A 15,670-nucleotide genomic window follows, 5' to 3' on the forward strand; every position below is an offset into this window, starting at 1 on the left:
AAGTAGGTTAAGTGTTATTGTCGATACAGTGTAAAGTGTCCAACAAACTCTCTGTCGTCCTGTTCTCCTTGGAGTTGAACAACATACCAGTAGTCTCCGGTCGGCAATGGTTTTCCATCATAATTTCCATCCCAACCTTGAACGTTTCGGGTCATCTCTTCCACTACTCTACCATAACGATCGTAAATCTTAATTAGTACGTCAGGGAAGCCCTCAATGTTATCCGGAATCCACAAATCGTTCAATCCATCTCCATCTGGAGTAAAGAAATTCGGGAACTCAACATCTATGAACTCCATATAAATTTCCGCTGTAGCTTCACATCCATTCTGATCAACAACGGTTACAGTATAAGTATCGGTTCTGTTGATAAAGAATGTATTGTCTGTTCCATTGTTTATATCATTGAAATAGAAGGTATAATCTTCCACACCACCTTCAGCTATTGCTGTAATCTCGTTGATGTTATTGTTCTCCAATGTCAATGTAAGAGGTTCAAATGCTTCAATAGTGAAGTCATATGTGGTCATACATCCATTGGCGTGTGCAATGGTCAAGTAATGATCACCTGGTGTCATATTGGTATAGTCTGCCGTTAATTGCATATCTGCGGGATCTGTGGAATCCAAGGCATACATAAGGTCGTTCGCAATTGATTCATCCTCCAATACGATTTCCAAGTAATTATCAGGAACAAATCCAGTACACTCATAAATTGGTGTTACCGTAGCAGCTAGGTTTACACCTGGCTCTATTTCCACAACAACGTTGGTTTCGCAACCTTGGGCATCTCTTACGAACACCACATGGGTTCCTGCAGTTAAATTTTGGAACAAGAACTGGTCTTGAACAAAATTTGCATCGGCACTGGAGTTCAAACTTGTCTCATACGGAGCGGTACCCCCGGATATTTGAAGTTCAAACGAACCATCACTACTCTCAAAACATACCTCGTCCATAATGTTGATGGCTTCTGCGGTAATTGGTTCAGGTTGTGTGAGCTCAAATTGGAATGTAATGAAACAACCATTGACATCTTGAGCGATTACATCATAGATGCCGGGTTCTAGATCAGTAAATGTGTTCGTCGTATCAAACTGATCTAGATTTGGTGAAATAGCGTAAAGGATTTCACCGGTTCCACCCGACACTTCAACAGTAATAGTACCATCGTTCATTCCTGAACATGTGATATTTGTAAACTCTTCTCTTTCTACAACCAATGGCTCTGGATCAACGATCGTGATTACCGGTGACACCTCAACACAGTCCTCACTGGTTACCCTTACATAGTAATCACCAGCCATTAGTCCATTGAATGTTCCGTTGGATTGAGGTCCATCGACCAAGTTGGTCAAGGCCGCATCGCTGAACAATTCGTAACTGTAGTTGCCCAAACCACCAGTAGCAGTAGCAATGATGGTTGCAGATGCTTCACCAGTACAATTGATAAGGGCTGCAGATTCGTCTATTTCCAACATCAATTCTGGTACCTCATCTACAGTTACCTGATTGGATATTAGGGCATCACAACCATTGGCATCACGTACGTAATATTGATAAGCACCAGGCCCAACATCGAACGTATGGGTATCTCCACCGCTCATTGCAGTGAAATTAATGCCATCTGTACTATAGAAATACGGAGCTGTTCCTCCTGTTGCCGACAACATGATCTGTGCATCATCATTACATGTCATTCCACTAACTTGAACAAGAGAGGCCACCACTTCAGTAGGTTCGGTTATGGTTACCTGAGGTGTTTCCACTCCACAGTTCCATCCATCTGATACGGTAATGCTGTAGGTTCCTGCTCCCAAATCGTTGAATGTATCACTGCTTTGTTCACCAGTGGTAAATACGATGTTAGTACCGGTTTGGTCATAATAGTTCAACTGATATACGTAGGAACCTTCTCCTCCTGTTACATTGTAAGCCCATACGGAGGCACTTTCTGCTCCATAGCACAATAGATCTATTGGAGCTACATCAATATCAGCTGTAATCGGGTCAGGTTCTATTAGGGTCAACGTTCGATCTTCAACACAACCACCGTTATCAGTAACACTTACCGTATAATTTCCGGCAGCTAAACCTGTGAACACATAGCTAGGCACATCGTTCATGGTATACACTTCAGATGTTGTTGTGTTGGTCAATACAATATCATAAGGTGCATAACCACCTGTTGGGGCTATCAAAATTTCACCTTGATCGTTGGTACAGGTTACATTGGCCACTTCTTGTGGAGTATAATCCAGTGCTGAACTTGGCGAAACTATGGTAATGGTATTCGAATCTTCTATACATTCTGGATAAGCTGTTTCGGATACTCGAACAAAGTAGTTGCCACCTACCAATAAAGGGTCGGTAATGGACATTGGATTAGTAGCGGTGTTTCCACTTCCAATTATCCCCGTGGTTGTACCATCAGCATTGAAAACTTCATAAGCATATGTTCCACTATATCCTGTTACATCGATTTCCAACGTACCTGCATCACCAAAACACATGGCCGGTGAAGTGGCAGTGGCCACAACATCAATAGTGTCATATGGAGCAATGGTATGAGTAGTTTCAACATAACATCCCGTTGTATTGTTGGTTGCTCTAAACGTATAGCTTCCAGGTGCTGTCAACTCAAAGGTTGCCGTAGTAGCTGTTGACCCCGTCATTGATCCATAAGGATTTCCGACTGGCAACAACTCAAAGGTATAGGCATCACCACCGATACTTTCGGTAACGGTTAAGGTTACTGTCTCCGGATTTACACAGGAAATGGCCATATCTTGAGCAATACCTAGAGTGAAAGTGTTCAACGGTTGAATATCGATACTATCAGGATATTCACATCCATTGGCATCCCTAACTATATAGTCGATGGTTTGAACTGTTCCATCATCCACAACAGCGAATGTTGCAGAAGAAGTGAAACCATTACCTTCAAAACTATAGTAATAAGGTGCCGTTCCACCTGTAGGTGTTACGGTTACAGTTGCTTCGTTTATGGAGTTGGTAGGAGTACAAACAAAATCTGTTGTTGTTGCAGCAGCGTTCAATACTGGCGGCTCTCCTACGGTAGCATCAAAAGTATCCTCACATGCTCTTGATGAAATCACCCTTGCTTGGTAATCACCCGGAGGTAGATTGTCGAACACAGGGCTTGATTGTGCAAATCGGTAAGGATTTACCAAGTCGGACATTTGATAAAGCTCATAGGTGTATACTGGGTCAACATCGGTTGCTGGATCCAATACCACGGTCAAACTTCCATCGGAACCTCCAAAACAGTTGACATCATCTACAAGTACGTTATCAATCACTGGGTCCACTTTGTCGTCCAGTTCCTGGGTTACCACATAGGTACAAGGTGTGGTTGTATCATTATCGGTTACTGTGAAGGTGTAAACACCTGGCTGTGTAAGTCCTGTAAATACTCCTGTAGTATTGCTGTCAGTTGTTGTTAAGTCAGGATAAACCACATCAAAGGTCAAGTTTGATGAACCACCAGACACGTTAACGGTAATCTGACCTCCTGGGTCTACTGTACAATCAATGGGTTTGACCACTGTGGTGTTGGCGGTCATGGCATCGGAAAGCACCACGGGCCCAACAGTTGTGGTACAAGACCACTGATCTGCAATTAATACCTCGTAAGAACCGGCACCCAATCCAGAGAAAATAGTGCTGGTTTGTGGTGAACCTACGTTAGATCCGTTTCTGATCAGTTGATAGGTATAATTGCTTCCTTGTCCTCCAGCAGTTCCAACAACTTGGATTTCTCCTTGTAAGTTGGTACAGTTTTCTACATTGACCTGCAATGTTGCAGTAATAGGAATAGGATCGGTTAGGGTTACGGTATCCACTAATTGTTCACAACCACTGGAATCAATCACCCAAGCTTCATAAGTTCCTGCAGCGAGTCCGCTAAAACTAGGACTTCCCACATAGTCACCAGGTCCCGTTGGAGAGGTTGTTCCTACATAGTAGGCGTATCCACCCCATCCTCCAGCTACATTCGTAATCTGAACAGTACCATCGTTACCCAAACAGGTAATATCGGTTACAACCGTAGCTCCAGTTATGGCTGCAGCAGGTCCTGCAATGTTGAAGGATTCACTGTATAAACAGGCTGCACCTGGAGGGTTGGTATCGGTTACTTCGATGTAATAGGCCCCTGCAGCAAGTCCTGAAATGCTAAAGTTGCCATCAGCATCAGAACCTGTAGTCACCACATCGTCTCCCAAATTGGTTGGCGTGTTGTTGATATCGTAATATAGGGTATAGCTTGTAGCACTTGCGTAGGTCACGTTTGAACCATCAACTAGATTCAATTCTACTTCGCCATCAATATCTCCGTAACAGGTTATATCGGTAGTGCTCGCGATATTCAGATCCAAGACTTCTGGGTCTGCGACTTCGTGTGATATTGTAATGATACAACCTGTAATTGTATTTCTTACTTCAAAATTATGAATGCCGACAGATAGTCCAGTGAAAGAACCGGAAGGTTGGAAAGTACCGGAAGGCAATTTCCTGAACTCGTAATTGGCAGGATCTGTTGTTGAATTGGTAATAGATCCAATTGCCGTAATAGTGATATCCTCGCCACTAACACATGTAGCAACGGCATCGATGGCAACTGTGGCACTATCCAAACTATCAAATGGGGCAATAACTGCAGTTGTTGATCCCATACAACCGTTGTCGTCGTACACATTGATTGTGTAGCTACCACCATTGGTATCGGTTTCCACATATACAGGATTATTTCCAGACTGAACAACTACGGAACCAGCATCGTTGATAAACTCATAGATGACATAGTTTCCGCTACCTCCGGTAATGGAAGCAGTGTCCACAGTGATAGTTGCATTGTTGGTATTGTTGCCCACTGTACATCCGAACTCATCAACCGTGGCATTAACGTTTGCTATAACAGCAGGTTCGAAGATTACTATATTAAAAATGTCTGTAAAACAACTATTGGTTCCAGTACCTCTAACGCTGTATGTTCCTGCAGGAAGGTTTTCAAAAGTATTTCCATTTAGAACTGCTCCAGCAGGCATCGGACTCAAGGTATATGTCAATGGACCGATACCATTATCTGTTTCAATCAAAGTAATACTACCGTCATTAGCACCATTACATGTGATGTCCATATGCGTTTCCGTAAAGCTTGGAAGTGGAGCATCGGGCACTTCGATGGTAATGGTTCGTGAACAATTTGGTGGTGCAGTTCCCATGTCGAAAACAATCACATCATAACTACCTGCAGCAGCAGCACCAGTCCATGTAAATGGATTTGAAGGCAGTACAGCTCTTGCTTGGTCATTGGCACCAGGTCCATCGATCATGTATTCATAATTTCCAGAACCGGAAAACACTTCTATTTCAATTTCGGCATTGGCCGCTGAGCCTGGTTCACAATCCAAGGCAACAGTTTGAATAGCAGTAAATTCCAGTGGGGGATGAACCTCAATAACATCGGTATCGGTACAACCATTACTGTCAATTATAGCAACATTGTAGGTTCCGGGCGATACATTGGTAAATACGCCTCCATTATCCAAATATGTTGCTCCCCCATCCAAAGAATAGAAAATTTGAGAAGCTGTGGATGTTGCATTGACAGTTACTGTAATTGGCAATGCACAACTATCAATATCCACACTATCAATGGTTGGGTTAGGTGCTAAATCCATTGTTACGGTACCCAATGGCATAGCACAACCATATTGATCTTCCATGGTAACATCATACACACCGGCAGGTGAGTTGGCAGGAATCTCAATAGGATTATCGGATGTTGAATTAATAGTTGTAAAACCAGCTGGTCCAGTTACGGTATAGGTATAGGTTCCACCACCACCCAATGGATTTTGAACCTGAATCAAACCTGGTTCACTACAAGTAATGTCTTGTAACACGTTCAAGTTACCAGAAAGCGGATTCAATTCGGGCAGGTATTCATTTTCTGTTGCACCTACACAACTGTCCACGCCACCATCAACTTCGGTTACTTCTATAAAATAGTTTCCTTCTGGTAAATTGTTTACGGTTACATCTTGTGGAGATGTGAAAGCCACGTTTCCACCACTATTGGCAACCTCAACAGCAGTTCCGGAGGACATGTCATAAACGGACCATCTAAATTGACCTCCAAAAGGTGATTGGTTATCGGTTACAGTGTAGGTAATACTACCTGTACTAGATCCAGCACATGTTGGCGTTACCACAGAAGTAATTTCCAAAGGAACAGTAATCAGATCGTTCACGTTTACATTACTCTGGCGCACACAACCACTAGTATCCCTCACATAGAACACATATGTTCTTCCGGGAACCAAACCTGTCCATTGGTACATACCATGACCTGCAGGAACAGGGTTTCCAAGATTATCTACACTTCCACCAACTTGCCATGTTGTTGTTGTTGGGTCAAAATTACCAGGATCGTCGGAGTATGCATACTCGTAAGGCGCGACTCCTTCAGAACCTTGAACAGTAACCTGTAATTCGTTACAGTTTACAATCAAAGCAGAAATGGTAATGTCCAAATCATCCAAAGGATAAGGTATAATGAAAGGCTCCAAATCAGTTTGACAAAGTGTATTTCCTGATCCGTCGACTGTTCTCAAAGAAGGATATACGGTTTCCCCGGGATTATACCCACGGAACTGATCGGATGATGACCAAGTTGAACCTCCATCATCACTAAATTCGATAGTTCCAATGGTAGATGGGTATCCAGAAAAGTCAAACCCAAAATCATTTGGACCAACACTGGCGTCACAATTCAAAGGAACAACACCAGTTACTATACCTGTTAATTCATCAGGATTGTTGATGGTTTGGGTATCGGTAATAATACATCCTGATGCGTCGGTCACATTAATGGTGTAATCTCCGGGCATTAGGTTGTAGTAGGTACGGCTTGATGCCAATACGTTGGTATTGGTCTGATTGGAAGCACCCCCATTATCCAAATCAATTATTTCAATAGTGTATGGCGCCACTCCTGAGGTAATATCCACAACGATATTTCCAGTACCATCATGACAATCTGGGTCTGTTGGGGTGGTTGTCATGGTCAATGGAACTGCAGGGTCTACAGTTACCGTTTCCATGTACTCGCAATAAGGTGCTGTTGCGGAATTATCCCTTACATAAACATCGTAAGTGCCCTCGTTTCCTGCGGTAACTGTATATGTGTTGGTTGTTGAGAACAATCCGGTCGGGTCTGTTGTAGTTGGAACAAAGGCATATTCCAATGTTGGTGTTCCACCCGATGCAGTAACGGTAATGCTACCATCGGCACAGGTTGAAACATCCACAACATCTACAGTAGCTATCAAAGCATCTGCTATGGTCACTGTTTGTTGTGCCGCAGCACAACCATATTCATCACGTACATCAATAGTGTAAGTTCCAGCAGTTAAGCTATTGAAAGTATAGGATGTTGCTGTGGAAGGTGTAGGGGTTATCCATGCTCCTCCGTTAATGCTAAACTGATAATTTCCATTTCCAGCCGTTACATCAACTTGAATGCTTCCATCATTGTTTCCACTATAACACGCTGTAGGGGTTGTGGTAAATACAATGGTTGCCGGAGGATCAATAGTAATAACGGTCGTGGTTTCATCGCACAGATTGGTGTCTCTTGCGCGCACCACATAATCACCAGCAGCAAGACCTGTAAATACATTGGATGACTGGAACGTGGTAATTACAGTTCCCAAACCATCTTCCAATTGGTACTGGTATGCAGGCGTACCACCTGTAGCAGTAGCAGTAATGGTTGCACCACCATTGGTACATGTAAGTTCGTTGGTAATGGACGCTGTAACATCCAACACGTTGGGTTGTGTCAATGTTTGATTCAACACTACTGAACAAGCAGGGTCTCTTAGATCAACAATGTTGATGGTATGTGCTCCCGCAGCAAGACCCGTTATGGTTATTGGGCTTGCGAATTGGGCAGCAGAAACAGCTCCTCCATCTACTTGGTAGGTAAAGCCGTTAGCAGGATCAAAGTTTTCTGCCTCAAAAGTTATGGTACCGTCCGATGCTCCGTTACAAGTAAGGTTTGTAAAGGCTGTGATCGCGCCATCAAAAGCATTTCCAGGTTCAATTATGACAGGAGTTTGTACCGTACAGTCACTACCATAGTTCACTTCAATAGTGTGAGTTCCTGGTGTTACTCCACTAAATATGTTGCTTGCCTGTGGGGCTCCCCCGTCTATGCTATATGTGTAAGAGGCATCTAATGGGAGTACGGTAACCTCAGCTGTTCCATCACAGTTATAAATAAATGATGTAGACAATGTTGGCTCTGCTGGTAAAGGGGCAATGATTACATCTGGCAAAGTGATGAAACAATCGATTTGATTTGCATCACGAACCCTAATACTATAGGTGCCGTCGGTCAATCCTGAAAAAACAGTCGTAGTTACCCATGGGCCTCCGTTTAAACTATACTCAAAACTTCCAGATCCACCAGAAGTCAGTGTAACGCTGCCTACGGTAATTTCACCTAATTGCGTACAGGTGTAATCTTGGGTAATTTGGGCCTCGGCAACAATTGGGTCGGGTTCTGTAATCGTGACCTGTGTGGTAACAGGACAGTTATTGGCGTCTGTTACACTAATATCGTAAGTGCCAGCCGTGAGGTTGACAAAGGTGTTGGATGTTTGGTAGGTTGCTCCATTGTCTATGCTGAACAAGTATGGGGCCTCACCACCGGTAACATTGAGCACAATGCTTCCATCTGAACCGCCATTACAACTAACATCGGTAATATTAGGGGTAAGAGCCAATGGAGGATCTTGTGCTACAGTGAGGTCATAAGTAGCTTCACAATAACCAGCAGCTCCATTATTGTCCCATACATAGATATCGTAGTCTCCAGCTCCTGTCACTGAAACAGGATTGGTCGTAGAAAAATCACCGGCAGTCGGTGTTATTCCATCTGCAACAACGGCGTATACATAGTTTCCATCCCCGCCAGCAGCGGTAATGGTAACATTGGTGTCAGTTGCGCAAGCTGTAATATTTGGAGCTGATGCAACAACACTAAGTTCAGGGTCTATGGTAATGGACGCTGAATCGGTACAGTCGTTGCCATCCCTTACATCGATGGTATATGTTCCCGGGCCCAGACCGGTAAATACGTTGCTGGTTCCAAAAGGACCTCCGTTTAAGCTATATTCATAATTTCCATCACCACCTGAAGTAATATTGGCCGTTAAGGTCAAACCAGTTGCGTCATCATAACAAATGTCGTTCGCAACAATATCCAAAACAGGAGCTACAGCTTCATTTATAATGAAGGTATCCGTGAATACACAACCATTTGCATCGGTAACGGTATAGGTATAGGTTCCACCAAGGGTTAAACCACTGAACAAGCCATTGTTTTGAGGACCAAAAGTAGCCGGTCCAGCAGTGATTTCATAAGTATAGCTACCCCAGCCACCAGAAGCAGTGATGTTTACAGAACCATCTGCCAAACAAGTCGGCTGAGAAACCGTAACAGGTGCTGTAATAGCTGCTGGAGGGGCTGCAATTGTTACATCGGCAGTGTCCGTACAATTGGTAAAGTTATCGGTAACGGTAATGGTATATGTTCCTTCAGCCAAACCGGTAAAGGAAATGGTATTGTTTGTTTCTGCAGTTCCAGAGAAATTGGCCGGACCTGTTACCGTATAATCGTAATCGGTATTGAAATTGTTTACAGTATATTGGATTTCGCCATCGGCACCACCAAAACAAATAATGTTGCTATTAACTTGTCCTGTTACGGATATTTCGGTAACAGGGTCAATAGTGAAGCTTTCTTCATATGCACAACCAGTATTGTCCGTTACTCGGAACATATAAGTTCCTGGATTTAAACCAGTGAATGTAGGGTTGTTCCCATTGTTCACCGCACTTGCTGCAGGAGAAATAATTTCATATTCCAAATTGGGCTCTCCGCCCGTAACAGATAAGGTTACATCTGAAACAAAGGTTGGACAAAGTGGGTTGGTGGCCGAAAAATCAATATCCGTTGGAGGATTTAAAGGCGCTATGGTAACGGGGTCCGTAACAAAAATACATCCGTTGGCATCCCTAATGGTCACTGTATAATTACCATCCGTTAGGTTGGAGAATGTTGGAGAACCTACAAAGTTCACCCCATCAATACTATATTCATAAGGAGCTGTTCCTCCAATAACATTCTGTGCCTCGATAATACCGTCTTGTAGACAAGTGTATTCCTGCGTTAGGACGGCGTCTGCATCCAAGGCAAATGATGGTGCTGAAATCGTAGAATATTCAAAATAGTCGCACGAAGCACTTCCTTTTCTTTGGTTGATGACCACTACATAATCTCCATCTGTCAACCCAGGGAAGTTTCCTGACGCGTTTGTGGCCAACGCATTGTTTAAGTTATAATTGTCCTCATCAAAACCTGTTGCATCAAACAAATAATAGGTCAACTGATAACCGTTGTTACTGATCAGGTTAAAGGTAATTGCTCCGGTTGCATCACCATAGCATAGTACATCGGTAACTGTTGTCGGGTCGAAATCTGCAGCCGGTCTAAACTCAATGGTTACTGTGTTCGAAACATCGTGACAGTTGTTTCTGTCCACTACTACAAAAGTATATTGTCCAGGATCGTAGATATCAAAAATTTGACTTGTTTGATAAGCGGAAGCCGGAATATCTTGGACTGATGGATATGAAATTTGGGTATTACCATCTTCATCTACAAAAGACCAAATAGCATAAGTGTGAGGTGTTTTTCCTCCTGTAGATTCCATTTGAATGTTTCCTTCCCTACAGGTTATATGCTGGGAAATTCTGGCAGTCAGTTCTAAATCCGTTAAATCTTGAATGGTTACTTGTTCGGTGTAATCGCAACCATCGTCGGTGGTAACGGAAACATCATAAACACCATCATTCAAGTTTGCAAAAGTATAGTTGTTGTCGTTTGTAGGTCCATGTGTGTCCACTACGGTACCTCCTTGTGAGATTTCGTAATAATATTGGGCCTCTACATTGAGCACGGAGATTGCAATTTCCCCCAATCCATTACAGTCGGTGTCCTGGGGAACAACATCTACTTGAAAATCCCTTTCCAAAATTCCAATATTGTCCAAGACAAAAACACAACCATCGGTTACACCTGCTTGTCTCATCTCTACCATATAGGCACCGTTGTTGGCGATATCGAAACTTGGGCTAGGACCATAAGGCACCAACACATTACCTGTTGATTGATCTACAAGTTGGAACTCATAAGTCAACGGCACATTGGTCACGGTAATGTTTCCTGGCGTATCACAAATTATGTCACTGCTTGTATATTGAGGGTCTAGCGGGTTTTTATAAATGTTGAAATAAAACCTGCTGAAACATCCATTTTGATAGTTGATCACCAACCTATATTGCCCTGTATCGGAGGCCAAAAAGTCGTTTCCGGTATCCACCGTGTTCCAGGTACAGGAGGTGCTTGTGTTGGCACAACCATCTACCGCCGCTCCACAGCTAGCCTCATCCAATTGTTCCCAGACAATACTTGTAGCATCTGGAATGTTTATTTGAATAAGTTCGGTGTCATTAAGTCCACACAAGAAAATTTCGGGCAATTCACTACCATCATTAGGGCATATTTCGATAGCCCCATCAATGGTGTTTGTAGTATCATTTATAAGTGCAGATATTGGATTGGATTGAACAGAACCAAACAATTCCACAGTAATAATTTCTTGGAAATCCTTACATGGGTCGGCCACTTGCTTATCCACGATGTAGGTGCCTGTTTCAGTAACCAAAATAGTACTTGGGTCGTTATCTGAATCACTATCCGTAATTACGGTATCGGTCCCTACATCAATTTGGTTGTTTCCGTTTTCATCGCGGTACCAAACATAATTGTCGAAATTGTCACCGGCATCTAACAGAACATCATCCCCGCAGAGCTGTACTGTTCTTGTAAAGTTACAGGCGTTGAGGTCGTCCAACAAGAAATTGGTGGCACCAGGAGTACCAAAACCACAACCATCAAAATCGGAAACACTGGGGTCATCCGTAATTTGAGCCGTATTGATTTCTCCCGAATAGGTAGAGTAGGCCAAATTTTGAATAACATCGGTACAGGCATCTACAAAATCGAAACAGTTTTCCGCAACTTGAACACGCATACGTATTGCTGCTGCCGGGTCACCTTCTTCAATAATGCTATCTGGAATGGTGAACAAAACTGTCCGTGTAGATGGGTCATAAGTATATGTTACTCCGGCCGGCATGGTAATACTGGACTCATCCAATGTGACATTAATTGGCAACACGTCGCGAATAGTATAGTTTACCGCATCATCGTTGCCCACATTTTGGAAGGTCAGCACATAATCGAGGTATTGACCTAAATTAACACCTTGGCCCGTAATATCGTTACCACCAATGTCCTCGACTGTTTTTGCCAAGTTCATAGTGGGTTCAATAATCTCCACATCCAAAGAGGTGAAGAAAATATCGTATTTATCCTGGGTAGATGAGGCTCGTAACGTTGCGCCTGTTTCGTCGTTCGGAATTACCGACTGACTTGGGTTTGGTATGGTAAAGAGGTCTACATCCCACCCCAAGGTATTCACGCTGTTGGGGTTTCGTGTGGTTACAATGCTTCCCTCATCCGTAATATTACTGTTAAAAAAGTTATTAGAGGGGTTTGCTGTATTAGATAAAGTAGTAAACGAAGTATTGCTGTCCGCCCTAATGGCCAATTGATCACCGCTGATTCTGTTATCTCCTTCTAAAGCGGCAACACCAAGTTTAGCATTTACCGGGAAAGGTGCAGGCAAGGTTGTAAATCCGCTGAAAGGAATATCTACGGTTTCACCGGACTTAACTCCTGCATACCCATCAAAAGTGGTTATATATTTACCGGGAAGTGTTGGGTTTTCGTATACTACGACCAAAGACCAACCACCGGAAACACCGCCCTGTACGTTATCCCCAGAACTGGCTCTAACGTTGGCCACAAAATACTCCCCATCTGGATTGGAAAGTCCCGTTAATATGGAAGTTACATCTTTATAACAGGCATAAGGGGCATAATTGCCAAAATCGGCATCACCATCACCGTCAAATAGAATTTCATCCGCTGTAAGGTCCATATAGGAACCTCCGGGAACCCGAAACTTTACTTGATTAAAATCACTGCTTCTATTGCTGTCTTGGTACACAGCAGACCAATACAATCCTGCGTAACGAATCAAAGAACAGTTGGAATCCGGTACCGCAAGCGTTGCGCTACTAGAACTAAATGTGGAAGGGTCACCATCAATATCTATGTACTGCATGTTGAGCCTATCATTATATTCTGAACTCCAACCTGTTGAATTATAGGGGTCTTCAGGATTATTGCCTCCTTCGTCCCTATTGACGATATTATTGGCAATAAAAGTAAGGTCTCCTTTCAGCCTGTTTTCGTAACGGACATCAAAGTCGTTTTTTACTTGTGATATACCTGTATACGTAAATAATAGTATACAAATAGTTGCGCCCCATTTGAGTAGTGGTAATTTCATATGTTTGGGGTTAAATGGTTGTGTTTGGTTTAATTCGCATGATCCACATATCGTCGTCATACGAAGCGTTTAGTTTGGTATAGTAAGAGGTCAAGGCGTTGTTCCAGGTTTCGTGTCTTTTTAAATACACGTACTTATTTTTGTCTGCTGGACTTACGAAGTAGCTTGCATGCAAGCCTCTTGCATTCAATTCCTTAACAAATTGTTTTGCACTTGATGAATTTTCAAAAACATTGGCAATGATGTAGTATCCCTCAGCCAATCCATCGCCGGATTGTGTTCTGAGTACTACATGTTTGCCTCCTCGCTTGTTAGCTCGGTTTGCTACGTTTTTGGAAAGACTGCTATTCCCGTACTTGGAACTGCTGTTGTCCGCAATTCCAGAATATCCTGCAATCGGAGAATCTCCCCCATTTACGTTCATTACCCAGGCATCTCCTTGGTATGTTCCATTCAACTTGGTGCGGTAAGCATCCAAAGCTTCATTTTTGTTGCTAAAGTCACCTATGTACACGTAGTTGAGGCCGTTCTTCGGGTTTTGGAAATAATCGGCTTCAATGCCTTGGGACCTAAGCTTTTCAATGAATGCGTTTAGATTGTTTGTGTTCCTGAACACATTGGCAATCAAATAATGCCCGCTTTCCACATTGGGAACCACGTGGGCTTTGAACCCTGTGGTCTTTTTACTTTTTGTAGGTCTGTACGTATTGTCTTTTTTAGCCTTGGAGTTTGAGGCATAGGTTGCCTTTGTATTATCCTTGGCTTCGTTTATCTTGATTACTTTTTTGGTTGAGGTATTATTCGATAGCCCGTGGTTGGCCAAAGGCTGTTTTTTTCTGGATACGATATCGGCGGTATCCATGTTGGCAAAGTATACTTCTTTCGCTCTTTGCTCTAACTGTGGGTTTTGTCCTCTAGTTTCACGCTGAACCATTTTCATAACGGTTTCAAAACGCCTCTCCAAATCCTTCTTTCTGGTTGATTCAATGGAATCTTGACGCATCAACAATTCATCTAGAATGGCATCGTTCTCGGCCAGTTTGTCTTTAAGCTGGGCAATTTCAAGGTCTTTATCGGTAAGGTTTAAACTATCCTGTGGTACGTCTTCATCATTGGAAACCAACTCTTCACCTTCTTTTTCCAACATAACTCGGTCCTCGGTAAGGTTGGGCGTAAAAGAATAGGCCAATGAGATTTCGTGGGTCACACCAAAGTTTTCGAACTTGTTGGACAAGCCTTTTTCTACAGTATATCCCAAGGAAATGTTTTTGGTAAGGTTGAAACCCAAACCAGCAGAAGCGCCATAAAAGTCGTCGTAACCTGCTTGGACCCAACCCAATTTAGGCAGGTCAAGAATCAAGTTTCCTCCTAGCGTGATGTCTTCTTCACCCACTTTTCTAACCCTTGCCAAAGGCATCAAACGGGCTTGTTCCATAATACCCGAACCGTTTTCAAACTGATGGGTATATTGTAAGTGACCGGAGTACGTTTTCTCGTTGAAATCTGTTACAGATTCACTTGTTTTCAGGTTATAATCGAATAGATTTTCGGCAAAACCACCGATATCAAACTTCCCAATGGAAAAGTTGAATCCGGGTTGAAAGCTCACCAAAGAACTGCTTTCCAACGTATTTAAAAAGGGATCAACTTCTACGGAATTTACCCTGTCTTGATTAAAGGCACTTTGGTAATAACTTACATTGGCGCCAAAGGTGAAAGTGCTCTTAGGGCTTAAACGCACACCATAGGCATAGTTGGCATGCACACCAAAATTGTTGAACAAGCCTTCACGATTGGTGAATAAACTAAGTCCAACCCCACTTCTGTCACTCACTCTACCACTATAGCTTAAGAAGTAAACCTGGTTGTTGTCATCAAAAGATACCGATTGGTTTCTGTGAAAAAGGTTAATGTACGACTTGTCCTCCCTTACCGTGGAAAACGTAGGGTTCAGCAGGAACCTGTTGAACTTTAAAAGGTTTTGCGAAGGGACGTTATATGGTACATAGACTTCTTCTTCCTGACCTCTCAGTCCAGAGAAGGCAAGTAGCAAGATAGCAAGTAATAGTAGAGGTTTTTTGGTTTGCATT

At 42.9% G+C, this 15,670-nt stretch carries 2 protein-coding genes; both read right to left on the bottom strand.

Annotated elements, in window-relative coordinates:
* Positions 1–14 precede the first annotated feature (14 nt).
* Positions 15–13,580 carry a T9SS type B sorting domain-containing protein gene (locus J0X13_RS10040; protein ID WP_207071290.1) on the bottom strand — a complete coding sequence of 4,522 codons (13,566 nt, stop codon included), beginning with the start codon at positions 13,578–13,580 and terminating at the stop codon, positions 15–17.
* Positions 13,581–13,590: 10 nt separating this feature from the next.
* Positions 13,591–15,669 carry a PorP/SprF family type IX secretion system membrane protein gene (locus J0X13_RS10045; protein WP_207071291.1) on the bottom strand — a complete coding sequence of 693 codons (2,079 nt, stop codon included), beginning with the start codon at positions 15,667–15,669 and terminating at the stop codon, positions 13,591–13,593.
* Between the last annotated feature and the right edge of the window lies 1 nt (position 15,670).

Origin of the sequence: [Muricauda] lutisoli (nom. illeg.), assembly GCF_017313105.1 — a bacterium.
Taxonomy (GTDB): Bacteria; Bacteroidota; Bacteroidia; order Flavobacteriales; family Flavobacteriaceae; genus Flagellimonas; species Flagellimonas lutisoli.